At 61.2% G+C, this 15288-nt stretch carries 14 protein-coding genes, 1 tRNA gene and 2 pseudogenes; 15 read left to right on the top strand and 2 right to left on the bottom strand.

The genetic code is table 11. The annotated features are described in order from the left end of the window. Nucleotides 1-31: 31 nt before the first annotated feature. Nucleotides 32-1378, bottom strand: coding sequence for an NADP-specific glutamate dehydrogenase (gene gdhA, locus ACNAOV_RS07115; RefSeq protein ID WP_416517169.1), 1347 nt, complete (start codon nucleotides 1376-1378; stop codon nucleotides 32-34). Between the two features lie 383 nt (nucleotides 1379-1761). On the opposite strand from gdhA, the gene ACNAOV_RS07110 reads away from it, so the two are divergent. From ACNAOV_RS07110 to ACNAOV_RS07070, 9 genes are all read left to right on the top strand, one after another. Continuing rightward, nucleotides 1762-2223: an Hsp20/alpha crystallin family protein gene (locus ACNAOV_RS07110; protein WP_045935704.1), complete on the top strand. Its 462-nt coding sequence runs from the start codon at nucleotides 1762-1764 to the stop codon at nucleotides 2221-2223. Nucleotides 2224-2407: 184 nt separating this feature from the next. Next, nucleotides 2408-2626, top strand: a complete 219-nt coding sequence (gene infA / locus ACNAOV_RS07105) for a translation initiation factor IF-1 (RefSeq protein WP_015022331.1) — start codon at nucleotides 2408-2410, stop codon at nucleotides 2624-2626. Between the two features lie 26 nt (nucleotides 2627-2652). Then, the gene (rpmJ, locus tag ACNAOV_RS07100) at nucleotides 2653-2766 is read left to right on the top strand and encodes a 50S ribosomal protein L36 (protein WP_015022330.1); all 114 of its coding nucleotides are present in this window, start codon (nucleotides 2653-2655) and stop codon (nucleotides 2764-2766) included. A 133-nt stretch (nucleotides 2767-2899) separates the two neighbouring features. Next, nucleotides 2900-3277 carry a 30S ribosomal protein S13 gene (gene rpsM / locus ACNAOV_RS07095; RefSeq protein WP_015022329.1) on the top strand — a complete coding sequence of 126 codons (378 nt, stop codon included), beginning with the start codon at nucleotides 2900-2902 and terminating at the stop codon, nucleotides 3275-3277. 87 nt (nucleotides 3278-3364) lie between these two features. Further along, nucleotides 3365-3763 carry a 30S ribosomal protein S11 gene (rpsK, locus tag ACNAOV_RS07090; RefSeq protein ID WP_015022328.1) on the top strand — a complete coding sequence of 133 codons (399 nt, stop codon included), beginning with the start codon at nucleotides 3365-3367 and terminating at the stop codon, nucleotides 3761-3763. Between the two features lie 75 nt (nucleotides 3764-3838). Then, the gene (locus ACNAOV_RS07085) at nucleotides 3839-4834 is read left to right on the top strand and encodes a DNA-directed RNA polymerase subunit alpha (protein ID WP_015022327.1); all 996 of its coding nucleotides are present in this window, start codon (nucleotides 3839-3841) and stop codon (nucleotides 4832-4834) included. Nucleotides 4835-4960: 126 nt separating this feature from the next. Further along, nucleotides 4961-5605: a 50S ribosomal protein L17 gene (gene rplQ, locus ACNAOV_RS07080; RefSeq protein ID WP_254478314.1), complete on the top strand. Its 645-nt coding sequence runs from the start codon at nucleotides 4961-4963 to the stop codon at nucleotides 5603-5605. A gap of 77 nt (nucleotides 5606-5682) precedes the next feature. Further along, nucleotides 5683-6645 carry a tRNA pseudouridine synthase A gene (locus tag ACNAOV_RS07075; protein ID WP_416517168.1) on the top strand — a complete coding sequence of 321 codons (963 nt, stop codon included), beginning with the start codon at nucleotides 5683-5685 and terminating at the stop codon, nucleotides 6643-6645. 104 nt (nucleotides 6646-6749) lie between these two features. Continuing rightward, nucleotides 6750-6835, top strand: a tRNA-Ser gene (locus ACNAOV_RS07070). A gap of 553 nt (nucleotides 6836-7388) precedes the next feature. Here the strand turns inward: ACNAOV_RS07070 and ACNAOV_RS07065 are convergent. Further along, complete coding sequence (locus ACNAOV_RS07065) at nucleotides 7389-8270, bottom strand: hypothetical protein (RefSeq protein WP_416517167.1); 882 nt, start codon at nucleotides 8268-8270, stop codon at nucleotides 7389-7391. Between the two features lie 71 nt (nucleotides 8271-8341). Between ACNAOV_RS07065 and nusA the strand changes: the two genes are divergently transcribed. The 6 genes and pseudogenes from nusA to ribF all read left to right on the top strand — a co-directional run bounded on the left by nusA (nucleotide 8342) and on the right by ribF (nucleotide 15286). Continuing rightward, nucleotides 8342-9400, top strand: a complete 1059-nt coding sequence (gene nusA, locus ACNAOV_RS07060) for a transcription termination factor NusA (protein ID WP_416517166.1) — start codon at nucleotides 8342-8344, stop codon at nucleotides 9398-9400. A 183-nt stretch (nucleotides 9401-9583) separates the two neighbouring features. Beyond that, a pseudogene (locus ACNAOV_RS07055) lies at nucleotides 9584-9734 on the top strand (translation initiation factor IF-2 N-terminal domain-containing protein); the annotation flags it as partial. A gap of 308 nt (nucleotides 9735-10042) precedes the next feature. Further along, nucleotides 10043-12358 (top strand): annotated as a pseudogene (infB, locus tag ACNAOV_RS07050) (translation initiation factor IF-2); the annotation flags it as partial. Between the two features lie 129 nt (nucleotides 12359-12487). Next, nucleotides 12488-12991, top strand: a complete 504-nt coding sequence (gene rbfA / locus ACNAOV_RS07045) for a 30S ribosome-binding factor RbfA (protein ID WP_416518177.1) — start codon at nucleotides 12488-12490, stop codon at nucleotides 12989-12991. After that, nucleotides 12975-14033 carry a tRNA pseudouridine(55) synthase TruB gene (gene truB, locus ACNAOV_RS07040; protein ID WP_416517165.1) on the top strand — a complete coding sequence of 353 codons (1059 nt, stop codon included), beginning with the start codon at nucleotides 12975-12977 and terminating at the stop codon, nucleotides 14031-14033. The genes rbfA and truB overlap by 17 nt, the downstream gene beginning before the upstream one ends. 119 nt (nucleotides 14034-14152) lie before the next feature. After that, entirely contained in the window at nucleotides 14153-15286 is a 1134-nt protein-coding gene (ribF, locus tag ACNAOV_RS07035) for a bifunctional riboflavin kinase/FMN adenylyltransferase (RefSeq protein WP_416517164.1), read from the top strand. The last annotated feature ends 2 nt before the right edge of the window (nucleotides 15287-15288 follow it).

Genomic DNA, 15288 nt, shown 5'->3' with positions numbered 1-15288 from the left:
CCCCTTCTGTTCAGATGGGCTAAGTCCTATCTCAGAGGATGCCCTGGGCCACCATGGCATCGGCCACCTTGGTGAAGCCGGCCACATTGGCGCCCAGCATCAGGTCGCCCTCATGCCCGTATTCCTTGGAGGCCTGGTAGGACTTCTGGAAGATCCCGGTCATAATGTCCTTCAGCCGCTGGTCCACTTCGTCGAAGGTCCACTGCAGGCGCAGCGAGTTCTGGCTCATCTCCAGACCGGAGACTGCCACGCCGCCGGCATTGGCGGCCTTGGCGGGTCCGTAGAGCACCTTGCTGTCCTGGTAGACCTGGATGGCCTCGGGGGTGGAGGGCATGTTGGCGCCCTCGCAGACCACGGTGCATCCGTTGGCGACCAGGGCCTTTGCTGATTCCTCATCGATTTCGTTCTGCGTGGCGCAGGGCAGGGCGATGTCGCAGGGCACAGTCCAGACCCCCTTGCAGCCCTCGTGGTACTCAGCGGAGTCCACGCGGTCCGCATACTCGCGAATTCGGCCGCGGTGACCCAGCTTGATGTCCTTGACGACATCAAGGTCAATCCCGTTGGGATCGTAGACGTATCCGTTGGAGTCGGATGCCGTCACCACCTTGGCGCCAAGTTGTTGGGCCTTTTCGGTGGCGAAGATGGCCACGTTGCCCGAACCGGAGATGACGACGGTCTTGCCCTGGAAGGAATCCTTGCGCAGCGTCTGCAGAGCCTCCTGGGTGTAGTAGCACAGACCGTATCCTGTGGCCTCGGTCCTGGCAAGGGAGCCGCCGAAGGTCAGGTCCTTGCCGGTCAGAACACCCGAGTACTCGTCGCGCAGTCTCTTGTACTGGCCGAACAGGTAGCCAATCTCGCGGGACCCTACGTTGATGTCGCCGGCAGGCACGTCGGTGAACTGTCCGATGTGGCGCTGCAGCTCAGTCATGAAGGCCTGGCAGAAGCGCATGACTTCAGCATCCGAGCGGCCCTTGGGGTCGAAGTCGGATCCGCCCTTGGCGCCGCCCATGGGAAGTCCGGTCAGCGAATTCTTCAGAATCTGCTCGAAGCCCAGGAACTTGATGACCGACTCCGTCACGGTCGGGTGGAAGCGCAGGCCGCCCTTGTAGGGGCCGATGGCCGAATTGAATTGGATCCGGTAGCCGCGGTTGACCTGGACATGGCCTTGGTCATCGGTCCATGCCACACGGAATTTGACTGCACGTTCGGGCTCGACCAGGCGCTCCAGCACGCCATTGGCCTCATACTCGGGATGCCGCTCCACCACGGGCTCCAGGCTGGAGAAAACCTCGCGAACAGCCTGCAGGAATTCCGGCTGGTCGCCGTCGCGCTTCTCAACCTGCTGGTAGACGCGCTTGATGTATTCGTTGGTGAGCATCTGAGCTCCTTTGACTAGGAATGGCCGGTCCGTCCGGTCAACATACGATTGGGTCCGCCCTCAAGAGCCAACGGGGGCTCGCGGAATCTCATTTTATGTTAAATGTTTCAAAGTCGTGTCACAAGAATTTCGGCCGTTAATGTCTGACATGTGGTCATTCAAAGCCCGAAAAGTGAGAGAACGAGGACGGAAAACAAGACTGTTTGCCAAAGTTGAGTCACTATGACTCAACTTTTATTCCCAGAGAGAACATTGGGCATGAAACCACGGTTCCACAGTTTGGACAAAGTGAAGGGCAGGGAGCCCGGGAGGACAGGTCAGGATGTCCACCTGGGGTTTCGGTCCGCAGAAACTATGACTTTAAAGAATCAGGAGATGTGATTATGGCTATGTTTCCCGCATTGATGAACAATTCGATCTTCGGTGACTTCTTCGACGACCCCTTCTTCAACAACTGGCGTGACGGGCGTCGGCAGGGTCAGGGCGCCAAGAACGCGCTGAACAGCCCCTTGATGAACACGGATGTGCGTGAGAAGGACGGACAGTACCAACTCTCCATCGACATGCCCGGCTTCGACAAGAAGGACATCGGCCTGCGTCTGGAGGATGGCTACCTGATTGTCTCGGCCCAGAAGAACAGCGACCAGGGTGACAAGGACGACCAGGGTCGGTGGATCCGGCGTGAGCGCTACACCGGGTCCTGCTCACGCAGCTTCTATGTGGGCGACAAGGTCCGCCAGGAAGACATTCATGCCCACTACGCAAACGGCACCCTGGAGGTGACCCTGCCTAAGACCAGCATTGAGCCGGCTGACAACACGCAGAACATTGCCATCGAGGACTGAGGGATTCGGGCTCTTATCGGACCGCCTGAACGACTGCTATACTGATTGAGCGACAGCCGTTCAGACGGCCCTTTTGTCGTGTCAACACGCTATTGCCCAATTTTGGGTCCATCAATGCTATACTTACCATTTGGCGTGTCTTTCGGCGCGCTGTGTAACCGGCCGAGGATCGGATAGAAGGCTTATGGCAAAAGATGGTGTGATCGAGGTGGAAGGGCGTGTGGTCGAGGCCCTCCCGAATGCGATGTTCCGCGTCGAGCTCGAGAACAAGCACCTGGTGCTGGCCACCATTTCCGGCAAGATGCGCAAGAACTACATCCGCATTCTGCCCCAGGATCGGGTGGTGCTCGAAATGAGTCCCTATGATCTGAACCGCGGACGGATTACGTACCGGTACAAGTAACTAAGGTACACAAGCAAAGGAAAACCATGAAGGTCAGCCCTAGTGTGAAGAGAATCTGCGAGAACTGCCGCGTGATTCGTCGTCACGGCCGCGTCATGGTGATCTGCAAAAACCCACGCCACAAGCAGCGCCAGGGCTGAGCGGATTCCCAGCGGCAACGAACACCAAAGGCGCTGAGTCACAGCCAACAGGCTGAACCCCGGGTGCGCAGGCCCGGGCCGGGAGACCGGAAGACTCGGTGCACGACCTGCGTAGAGCAAAAAAGGAATCGCAATGGCACGTCTTGCCGGAGTCGACATCCCCAACGAGAAGCGCATAGAGATAGCCCTCACCTACATCTTCGGTGTGGGGCGTACTCGCGCCAAGGAAACACTTGCCGCGACCGGAGTGAATCCGGACACCCGCGTCAAGGATCTCACGGACGAGCAGCTCATTACGCTGCGTGATTACCTCGAGGGAAACTACAAGATCGAGGGTGATCTGCGTCGTGAGATTGACGCTGATATTCGCCGTAAGATCCAAATCAATTGCTATCAGGGCCAGCGTCACCGCCGGGGCCTGCCCGTGCGCGGTCAGCGGACCAAGACCAACGCCCGCACCCGCAAGGGACCCAAGCGCACCGTCGCCGGAAAGAAGAAGGCGACCAAGTAAGGCCGAATGCGAAGCGGGGATAAGGGTCCCCGATGGTTCGCACTAGCAATCAGTTATTCGTTATTCGTGACAAGGAAACGAGGATCAATGGCAGCAGCAAAGCAGGCCGCGCGCAAGCCTCGTCGTCGGGATCGCAAGTCGGTTCCGGTCGGGCAGGCGCATATCAAGTCAACATTCAACAACACCATCATCTCCATCACCGATCCTTCCGGTGCTGTAGTGGCCTGGGCTTCGGGCGGCGACGTAGGCTTCAAGGGCTCCCGCAAGTCCACTCCTTACGCCGCGGGCATGGCTGCCGAATCCGCAGCCCGCAAGGCCATGGAGCATGGGGTCAAGAAGGTGGATGTCTTCGTCAAGGGCCCGGGTTCGGGCCGTGAGACCGCCATCCGCTCCCTGCAGTCCGCAGGCCTGGAGGTCGGTTCCATCTCCGATGTGACCCCCCAGGCACACAATGGCGTTCGTCCTCCCAAGCGCCGTCGCGTCTGAGCACTAGAAAACCCATGAATCCACCCGCGAAGACCGGTGAGTGCACCACCGGTCGGAGCTGAAAGGATAGCAACAGTGCTTATTGCACAGCGTCCGACTCTTACTGAAGAAGTCGTCAATGCCCAGCGCTCCCGTTTTACCATCGAGCCCTTGGAGCCCGGATTCGGATACACCCTGGGCAACTCCCTGCGTCGTACCCTGCTGAGCTCCATACCCGGTGCGGCTGTGACCTCGGTCCGCATTTCGGGTGCCCTGCACGAGTTCACCACGCTGCCTGGTGTGGAGGAGGACGTCACCGAGATCCTGCTCAACATCAAAGGCATCGTGCTGACCAGTGAATATGACGAGCCTGTGGTCATGTATTTGCGCAAGAGCGGCAAGGGTGAGGCCACCGCTGGGGATATCACCCCGCCGGCCGGCGTCACCGTGGCCAATCCTGATCTGCATATCGCGACCCTGGCCGAGGATGGCGAGCTGGAGATCGAGTTTACGGTGGAGCGTGGGCGTGGATATGTCCAGGCCCAGCTCAACAAGCAGGACAATGATGAGATTGGCCGCATTCCGGTCGATTCCATTTACTCTCCTGTGCTTAAAGTCAGCTACAAGGTCGAGGCCACACGCGTCGAGCAGCGAACGGATTTTGACAAGCTGATTCTGGATGTGGAGACCAAACCGGCTATTTCGCCGCGTGACGCGGTGGCATCCGCTGGGTCGACCCTGGTCGAGCTCTTCGGCCTCTGCCGCGAGCTCAACACCCAGGCTGAGGGCGTGGAGGTCGGCCCTGAGCCTGTGGTGGAAGAGGCCGATCCGCAGATGTCCGTGCCGATTGAGGACCTGAACCTGACGCAGCGTTCCTACAACTGCCTCAAGCGCGAAGGAATCCACACCATCGGCGAGCTGGTCTCGCATACCGAGCAGGATCTGCTGGACATCCGCAACTTCGGCATGAAGTCCATCGACGAGGTCAAGGAGAAGCTTGAGGGCATGGGGCTGTCGCTGAAGGCATCCCCGCTGGGCTTCGATACCAATAATCTCGAGGGAGGCACCTTCTTCTCGCCTGATGACGAGTGAGGGATAGCAGCCTTCGTATGAGCGGGCGAGGGGGAAGGGTTCCGTTGCCTGCTGACAGCAATTCCGGGAAGTCGGATGTTCGGGCGTATGCCCACCTGTCCTCCCGGGCCGTAAGGAGATAATCCAATGCCAAAACCTAGCAAGGGCCCACGTCTGGCCTCCAGCCCGGCGCACGAGCGGCTGATGCTGGCCAACATGGCCACCAGCCTCTTCGCCAACGGTCGTATCACGACCACCCTGCCCAAGGCCAAGCGCCTGCGTCCGCTGGCTGAGCGGCTGATCACCTTCGCCAAGCGAGGGGATCTGCCTGCCCGCCGCCGCGTCATGCGTGTCATCCGTGACAAGTCTGTGGTCCACATCCTCTTCACGCAGATCGCCGAGCAGATGCAGCAGCGTGAGGGTGGCTACACCCGCATTACCAAGATTGCGCCCCGCCGCGGAGACAACTCCCCGCAGGCCGTGATCGAGCTGGTCACCGAGCCACTGTCGGCCAAGAAGGCCGTGGTCAAGGAGGCTGAGTCCGCAGCCAAGGTGGCTGCCAAGGACGACAACGCCGAGGTGGCGGCGGCCACTGATGCCGCTGTCGCCGAAGGCGCTGCCAAGGATGCTGTTGACCAGGCTGTCGAGGCCAACGAGTCCGATCAGGATGTGGCCCAGGCCGACCAGGCCGCCGAGGATCTGGAGCAGACCGCTGACAAGGCTGATCAGGCTGAAGCCCAGGCTGAGGAAGATGCCGACGTGGCTGAGGATGCCGAGAAGGCTGCCGAGTAATCGGTCTTTGTTCTGGTGACGGGGTCGGGGAGCATGGCTCTCCGGCCCCGTTTGTCATTGCTGCCAGGGAGGTCGTGATGGAGGATCAGAAGGTGGAAATGTCCCTTGTCAGGCTGCGCATGGACCTGGCCTACGACGGCGGCGGTTTCCATGGCTGGGCCCGGCAGCCAGGGCTGCGCACAGTCCAAGGCTGCATCGAGCATGCTCTGTCTCTGATTACTGGAGCCCGCAGATCACAAGGCCGGATTTCCCATAGCCAAGTTGTCTGGGAGCCAAAACTGGTCGTGGCAGGCAGGACCGACACAGGTGTCCATGCATCTCACCAGGTGGCACACTTGGACGTTCCCGATGCAGTGCTCGAATCCTGCAGGGGGCATATGGGGGTCGATGGTGTTTTGGCCCTGGAGCGCCGTCTCAGGCATCTGTTGCCTGCTGACATCGTTCTGCTCGGTCTCAGATTGGCTCCTAAGGGCTTCGATGCCCGCTTCTCCGCCCTGGAACGCACCTACCTGTATCGGGTTAGCCAGGGGGGTCAGTCAGGTGATCCACGCATGCGGGGCTATGTGCTGAACCTGGAGGGAAGCCTGGATCTGCAAGCTATGAACGAGGCTGCAGCGGAGTGTATCGGGCTGCATGACTTCGGGTCCTTCGCAAGGCCAAATCCCGGCGGCACAGCCATCCGCAAGGTCCTGGCAGCACACTGGGATCTGGTTCCTAGCGTGAATCTGTGTGAGGCTGCTCCGGGACAGAGTGTCGTCGGATACTTTCCGACCTTCATGGAGTCCGGACTGACCGTCTTTCGGATTGTAGCCGATGCATTTGCCCATAACATGGTCCGCTCACTGGTCGCGGCCTGCATTCAGGTGGGCCAAGGACGCCGGTCTGTGCAATGGTTTGCCGACAAGGTGGCCCACCCCCTGCGTGAAGGTTCCACTGGCCCCATAGACGCTCGGGGCCTGACCCTGGAACATGTGGCCTATCCGCCTGATGACCAGCTTGCTGAGCGAGCGCGGGCCATCCGAGCACGCCGGACACTTTGATATTAAGGTTGTTTTGACGGTTGCCTGCGCCACGCCGCTTGCCAGGTAGGGACTCTGTGGCATAATAGAAAAGTTGTTGTTCGGCAGTGTCGGGCAACGACCATGGTTGAGTGTCCGAGCGGTCTAAGGAGCACGCCTCGAAAGCGTGTGAGGGCAACTCCCTCCGCGAGTTCGAATCTCGCCTCAACCGCCCTTATTGGCCCCGGCCCGATGGCCGGGGCCTTTTACGTTTTATCCTGTTGCTGCCTTTCACAGTTTCAGTGGCACACTTGGAGTATCAGGTTTCATAATTGCTGCTGATATGCGGTCCATAGAAGACTGACTTTTGCGGAGTGACTGAGGCAATGGCACCCGTTTGGTTCATGGATGTCAGATGCGATTGGTCTTCCGTATACAATCTTTGACTACCTAGTTTGGCATGACCATGAGCAGCGATACTCAGCAAATAAAAAGACCGTCCAATGCAGAAGGCGATGTGGTGGTCAGCACCGGCTCGCCTCCTACATTGCACGGGTTCATACCCCCCTGCGTTCCTGTGGAATACTCCTTTGGAACACGTTCTATATTAGCACCGTCTGAAACTTTGGCGCCACTCGTAAGTTTCGTGAAATCTGCAGTAAGCAATAGTTAATGTGTTGTGCTTGATGATTGCACTTCATGATTGACCAGGTTTTGGGCATGGATGAGCAAGGGTTGCTCGCATATGCGAATGAGGGCCCTGCGAGTATGGTCCGTCCTGGACGTCAGTGCTTTGGCGCCTGCAGCAGGGCTGACGAAGTAGCCGGGTAGCCGAGATTCATGGCCATGGACAAGTGGGCTACAATTATGTCGACCAGAGCCGATGTGGCCTCCCGGTGGCTTTTCGCGTCCTGGCCGGCATCAGTTCGTATGGTGCCTGAGGAGCCGTTCAGCTTTCTCCCTACGGCCAACAGGGTCCGGGCTGTATTCATCTCGATTAGGGCGGGGGTAGAGGCCTGTATTCCGTTGGCGGGGTCGGTGGACTCTTCTGGGTGCGCCAACAGATCAGTGGTGGGATAGACCCCCTGCCGGGGATCGTGCTTGGCATGACCGACCAGAATCTGCGCGGCTGCAGTGTGCGCATCGGCAAGGGTGAGCATCCATGCGGCATCCGTCTTGCGGGCCGCGAGGACCGAGAGTTCGAATCCGGAACGGTCTTCGCCTGTGATGGCCTGATCGGCCAATTCAACGGGCAGCGCCTTGGCTAACGGGTCCAACTGTTGTGCAGCCTGCACCAGCCTCAATGTGGCTTTTTGACGGTTGGCCTGTCCGCCCTCGGAAGCTGTCAAAGCTTGGGCTGCATGTACCGTGGCTTCGTCCATGCGAGCAGGGCACTCTCGGGCCGCCTGGATCCAGGCCTGAGCCCGTCCGTCTGCCTGATTCTTCTGGAGCCGTTCCGACTGCCGTGCTCGCGTCCATGCTTGTTCGCAGGCGGTGGGGCGGAGATTGTCGGGGTCGTGTTGGCTGACATGCACGGTTGAGGGTGTGCATCCTGAGATTGTGACAGCCAGCAGAAGTACTCCGATAGCGGCCCTTATCCGTCGTGCCGGGGTCGTCGGCCGACGACTCGCCCACCCGTGGTATTCAGGAACCGGCTGTGTCTGCATGAAAGGCTAGAATAGTAGGCATTGCAGACTAAAAGAAGCACGGTCTGAATAACTTCATAGGAGGTCTTGACATGGAACTGGACCTGGCTGAAATTCATCAGCTGGCACACGAACAAGGGATTGATGCCGAGACCTTGGATCAAGCATTGAGCGAGGCCCTTCTTCTGGCCTACCAGAAATCGCCTCATGCAGCCAAGCACGCACGGGTTGAGCTGGATGAACGTGCGGGAACCTTTACCATCTGGGCACAGGACGAAATTGCTCGCGAACCCACGCCCGACGAGCCTGAACCGGGATACGATCTGGGCGAGGAATATGATGACACGCCGAAGGACTTCGATCGGCTGGCGGCCTCCACGGCCCGCCAGGTCATCCGCCAGCTCTTCCGCCAGGCAGATGATGAGCGAGTCTTCGGAGCTTTCTCGGGTCAAAAGGGCCATCTGATTACCGGAGTTGTGCAGCAGGATGCCAGCGATCCCGGCAATGTGCATGTGGCCGTAGATAATGTCGAGGCCATTCTGCCCCGCCGCGAGCAGGTGCCTGGAGAGCATTATCAGCACGGCCAGCGGATCCGTGTCTACGTGGTCAATGTGTCACGTGGGCTCAAGGGGCCGGAAATCATCGTGTCGCGTTCCCACCCGGAGCTGGTGCGCCGCCTCTTTGAGCGGGAGGTGCCTGAGCTGGTCTCCGGCGCAGTCTCCATCATGGCCATTGCCCGTGAGGCCGGGGCCAGAACAAAGATTGCGGTTCGTGCCAACACCAAGGGGGTCAATCCCAAGGGTGCGCTGATCGGCCCTGCTGGCGCTCGCGTCCGTGCCGTCATGGAGAACCTTGGACCTGAGAAGATCGACATTGTGGACTGGTCCAAGGATCCTGCCGAATTCGTGGCTGCGGCCCTGTCCCCGGCTGTGGTTCGTCAGGTGCAGATCGTCAGCGAGCCCAACCGAACGGCTATTGCCTTCATCAAGGACGCCCAGCTCTCCCTGGCCATTGGCAAAGAGGGGCAGAACGCCCGTCTGGCCGCCAAGCTGACCGGCTGGAAGATCGGTATCGAGTCCGAGGAGGCCCACCAGCAAAAATTGCGTGAGCTGCAGGCGCAATCAGCTTCGGCTGCTGGTGAAGACGCCTGAGAGCAAACATCCGACGACGCGAGTATGCTGGACCCGGTATCCCGAGTCCGGTGGTTCATGCCGTCGGCCCCGGCACAGAGACGAGGTAACACGATCATGGTCGCACGATGAGACAGGATATGTTCGCCGTCATGAAAGAGTGATCGCGCCGGTCATATGCGCGGTCCGGTAAGGAGAAAGTAAGTGCCCAAAGCACGCGTGTATGAGCTGGCCAAGGAATTTGGCGTAGACAGCAAGACTGTTCTGGCGAAATTGAAGGACATGGGCGAGTTCGTCAAGTCCGCATCCTCCACTGTCGAGGCCCCTGTGGTTCGTCGACTCAAGAATGCTTTCCCTCAGAAGGGACAGGGCGACGCTGGCCAGGCTGCTGCACGAAATGCCCGCCCCAGCAACCCTAATCATGGAGGCGGCCAGGGTCAGCACGGCCGCTCGCAGTCCGGTGGCACCCAGCAACAATCCACACCTGGGCCAAAACCCGGACAGAACCGTCGGCCCACGGCTGGCGGTGACTCGCCACGGAGCCAGCAGCGTCCCGGTGGCCACTTCCCCAAGCCTGGTGCCCCCCAGGGCAACCGCAACGAGCATGAGCAGCGCAACCAGTCCCGTGGACCCAAGCCTTCAGCCATGGGCAGGCCCGGCCCCCAGGGCTCGCGCAACAATGGTCGTCCCGGTGGCTCCAACGCTGCGGCGGCACGTCATGGCGCACGGCCGGGCGCATCCACGCCTCGTCCAGGCAATAATCCTTTCAGCCGCAAGCAGGGGATGAAGGCTCCCATGCCTTCGGATATCCCAAGGCCGCACCCCATGGCCAGGCCCACCGTCAACGACTCCCACAGGGGCCGGGGCGGATTTCGCAACGGTCGTGGCGGTCGCTCCGGACAGGGCGCCCGTCCAGGGCAGTGGGGCCATAGCCGTCCAGGCCAGCAGACCCATCAGGGCGGCGGCAGCCGTTTCGGCGGCGCTTCGTCGGCACCCTCAGGCGGCTTCCGCGGCGGTTCAGGCCGTGGTGGTCGCGGTCGCGGCGGCGCTGCTGGAGCATTCGGTCGCCAGGGAGGCAAGTCCTCCAAGGCCCGTAAGAATCGGATGGCCAAGAGGCATGAATTCCAGGAGATGAAGGCACCCGTCATTGGCGGCGTGCGCATCCCCGCCGGCAATGGTCGTACCGTCAAGCTGCGCCAGGGCGCCACCCTGGCCGACCTGGCTGACAAGATCAACGTCAACCCCGCCGCCCTGGTCACGGTCCTCTTCCACCTGGGCGAGATGGCTACGGCCACCCAGTCCCTTGATGAGGCCACCTTCCAGATTCTGGGCGACGAGATTGGGTGGAAGATCCGCATTGTCTCCGCCGAGGAGGAGGACAAGGAGCTTCTTCAGCAGTTCGACATCAACCTGGACGAAGAACGTGAGGACCAGGATGACAAGAACCTGCAGCCTAGGCCTCCTGTGGTCACGGTCATGGGCCATGTCGACCACGGCAAGACCAGGTTGCTGGACACCATCCGCAAGACCAACACGACCACCCAAGAGGCTGGCGGCATCACCCAGCGCATCGGGGCCTACCAGGCCACGGTCACCCTGGACGGGGAGGACCGCAAGATCACCTTCCTGGATACCCCTGGCCACGAGGCCTTTACGGCCATGCGTGCCCGCGGTGCCGAGCTGACCGATGTGGCTATCCTGGTGGTGGCCGCGGACGACGGCGTCATGCCGCAGACCGTGGAGGCCATCAACCACGCCCAGGCCGCTCATGTGCCCATCGTGGTGGCTGTCAACAAGATTGATGTTGAGGGAGCCAACCCCCAGAAGGTGCGCGGCCAGCTGACCGAGTTCGGTCTGGTATCCGAAGAGTATGGTGGCGACACCATGTTTGTCGACATCTCCGCCAAGCTGGGCACCAACGTGGACAAGCTCCTGGAGGCCGTCCTCCTGACTGCCGATGCCGACCTCGACCTTCGGGCCAACCCCGACATGGACGCTCGCGGCGCCACGGTCGAGGCCCGGCTGGACAAGGGACGCGGAGCTGTGGCCACCGTGCTGGTCCAGCAAGGAACCCTGCATGTAGGCGATGCCATCGTGGCAGGGTCGGCTTATGGCCGTGTGCGTGCCATGCTGGATGAGAACGGTCGGCAGATGGATGCTGCAGGTCCTTCCACGCCTGTCCAGGTGCTGGGACTTACCTCGGTGCCTACCGCCGGCGACCTCTTCCTGGTCGCCCCCGACGACCGCACTGCCCGTCAGATCGCCGAGAAGCGTGAGGCTTCGGCCCGCGCCGCACAGCTGGCCAAGCGCCGCAAGGTGGTCTCCCTGGAGAGCCTGAAGGAGCAGTTCGCCAAGTCCGAGGTGGACATGCTCAACATTGTCATCAAGGGCGATTCTTCCGGCTCGGTGGAGGCTCTGGAGGACTCCCTGATGAAGATCGAGGTCTCCGACGAGGTCGGAATCCAGGTCATCCACCGGGGCGTGGGCGCCATCACCCAGAACGACGTCAACCTGGCCACGGTCGACAAGGCCGTCATCATCGGCTTCAACGTCCGGCCTAACCGGCAGGTCCAGGACCTGGCAGACCGCGAGGGCGTGGAGATCAAGTACTACTCGGTCATCTACAACGCCATCGAGGACATCGAGGCGGCGCTCAAGGGCATGCTCAAGCCGGAGTACGAGGAGGTCACCACCTCCCACTCCGAGATCCGCGAGATCTTCCGCTCTTCCAAGTTCGGCAACATCGCTGGCGTCATGGTCCAGGACGGCACCGTCAAACGGGGCACCAAGGCTCGCATCGCCCGCAACGGGGTGGTCACCGTCAACGACCTGGAGATCTCCTCCCTGCGCCGGTTCAAGGATGACGTCAACGAGGTGTCCGAAGGTTACGAGGCAGGCATCAACCTGGGCTCCTTCAACGACATCGAGGTGGGCGACGTCATCGAGACCTACGAGATGCAGGAAGTGGAACGCAAGTAGAGCCTGTCGACTATCCGACCACATGTCGGAGGTCCGTGGCGATCCGCCCCGGTCTGGGTACTCCCTGGCCGGGGCGGATGTCCATGAAATGCGAAGATTGGTCATGGACGGTTCGAGAAAGGAATCATGATGGCTGGAAATCCCCGCGCTGTACGCATAGCAGCCCTGATACAACGGGTTGTGGCCTCCGCGCTGGAGTCCCAGATGCACGACAAGCGCCTGGCAGGGGTCACCGTCACTGAGGTCCGGGTCACCAACGACCTGCAGATAGCCAAGATCTACTGGACCCAGCTGGGTCGGTCCGGACACGAGGCCGGGGAGCGTAAGCGCGCCCAGCAGGCTCTGCGGCAGGCATCCGGCAGGCTGCGCACCCTGGTCGGTGCCCGGGCCGGTCTGCGGCTGACACCGACGCTGCGCTTCATCTACGATGAGGTGCCAGCCGAAGCGACCGAGATTGAGGATGTGCTGACCGCAGCCCGTCACAGGGACGAGGCCATGGCCAGAGCCCGGGTCAATGCCAGTTATGCGGGCGACCCCGACCCGTACCGGCATGACGACGAAGAAGAGACCGATGGGTCGGACTCCGTCCTTGACGAATCTGCCGCAGAGGATACGGATGAAGCCGACCGCTGACTCGTCGGATGGTATGGAGTCAGGCACCGGTGAACCGACCTCGGGCCTCATCCTTGTTGACAAGCCGAGCGGTGTGACCAGCCATGACGTGGTGGCTGCCGTCCGTTCTTGCCTCGGCATACGTCGCGTGGGCCATGCCGGGACCCTGGATCCCATGGCCACTGGTCTGCTGATCGTAGGGTTCGGCCAGGCCACGCGGTTGTTGACGGTCATCGTCGGCCATGACAAGGCCTACCGGGCCACCATGCGTCTGGGACTGGGCACCACCACGGACGATGCGGACGGGGATTTGCTGCCGGTGCGTCCTGGAGCTGCACAGAGGGCGGATGATCTGACGGCCCAGTGTCTGCAGGATTTGATTGATCGCTGCTTCACCGGCTGGATAGACCAGGTGCCTGATGCCTTCTCCGCCATCAAGGTCCAGGGCAGGCGGTCCTATGACCTGGCTCGTGCAGGCCAGGAGGTCAGGCTGGAACCCAGACGTATTCGGATTGCGTCCTTCCGTCTGCTCGACTTCCGTCGTGTGGAGTTGCCCGACCAAGGCGCCAGGGTGGTCGATGTGGATGTGGAAGTGACCTGCTCCAGCGGCACCTACATCAGGGCCCTTGCTCGCGATTTGGGCGAGCGGCTGGATCTGGGCGGCCACCTGACCGCCTTAAGAAGGATTCGCGTGGGCCCGTTCGACCTGGAGGATTCCAATCTGGCATCCAGGGTTGTGGGCGGTAAGGCCGTCCCCCGCACCTACCGGAACCGACAAGGTCAGACCGTTGTTCGCAACCGTATGGTCCCGGACCACGACCGGCAGGGCATGTTGGATGGCTCGCTGAGTCTCGTGCAGGCGGCACGCATGAGCATGCCCGTCCTGAACCTGGATGCCGACCAGGCCGCCAGAGTGGCCAATGGCGGATTCTTGGATCTGTCTGTAGCCGAGCCCACGGCAGCCCTGGTCGGACCTGAGGCCAGGCAGCGACTGGCTGCCATCCTGGTGCCCAGTTCACGAGGCGGGGCCAAACCGGATGTGGTCTTCCATCCCGAGGCTTGAATGTGCAGGTCCGTGTTTGGCCTCAGGGTCTTGTCAGGATGAGACGGTGGGAATACAGTGCTTAAGGAATTTTCGGCGCCCGGGTTCGGGGGCCGCCATGACCAAGTGATGGGAAACGGATGAAGGTCAGCCAGGTCAGCCCGGATGAGTCGGGTATTGTCAGGTGGCCGGGAACCTTGGGGGGCCGGTCCAGCGTGGTTACCATAGGTGTCTTCGACGGCATGCATCGGGGTCATCAGGCCATCCTGCGCCGGGTGGTCGAGCTCGCTGCCAAGGATCGGGACCGGCCCATGGCCCTGGTCTTCGACCCTAGTCCCAAACTGGTCCATAGCTATGCCGACAGCCATGACATGATTGAACCGCCCTCGGATCTTATTCGCCATGACCCTGATCAGATCATGCCGATGGAGGAGCGCTTGCGGCTGATGGCCCAGCTGGGACTGGATCAGGTTGTGGTGGTGCGATACACGCTGGCTTTTGCCGCCAAGTCCTATCGATTCTTCCTCAAGCAGCTAACCGAACAGCTGGCCATGCGAACGCTGGTACTGGGCCGCGATGCGCAGATGGGCGCTGGCCGGGTCGGCGATATCAAGGCCATTGGCGACCTGGCGGACACTGGACTGTTCAACCTGGAAGTCGTGAAAGATCAAGGACCCGGGGACTGCACCCTGCCTGACGCTGACGGCCTGGAACGGCGTCGGGTACGAGCCTGGAGCAGCTCGCACCTTCGGCAGCTGATCCTGGATGGCGATGTGGATACGGCACTGGATATTCTGGGCCGGCCGCACATGGTTCAAGGCACAGTGGTCCATGGGGAACAGCGGGGTCGTCGCTTGGGATTTCCGACTGCGAATCTGGACCTCGACAGCCAGGGGATGATGCCCGCTGATGGAGTCTATGCAGGCTGGCTGGTTGACCTGGGACTGCCTACGGATCCGATGGCGACGCCGGAGGGCCGGGAGGGTCGGCTGGCCCAGGGCTCGCCCTGGCGGATGCCTGCTGCCATCTCCATCGGCACCAAGGAGACCTTCCTGGCCCCGGGCCAACAGATGCCGAGAATCCTGGAGGCCAATGCCGTCCGGCCGGATTGGGTGGACCTGTACGGCCACCGGGTCCGGGTGGAGTTCCTCAGCCGTCTGCGCGGTCAGAAGCGGTATACGGGCGAGGAGCCCCTCAAACGACAACTGGCCCTGGATGCCAATCGCACCTTGGAGCTGACCAAGGCTGCAGGAAGAGTGTTTACCGCTGACTAAAA

Source organism: Bifidobacterium asteroides (assembly GCF_048001765.1).
Lineage (GTDB): Bacteria > Actinomycetota > Actinomycetes > Actinomycetales > Bifidobacteriaceae > Bombiscardovia > Bombiscardovia asteroides_K.
The sequence above is the reverse complement of the archived record's forward strand: the minus strand, read 5'-3'. Positions and strand labels throughout refer to the sequence as shown.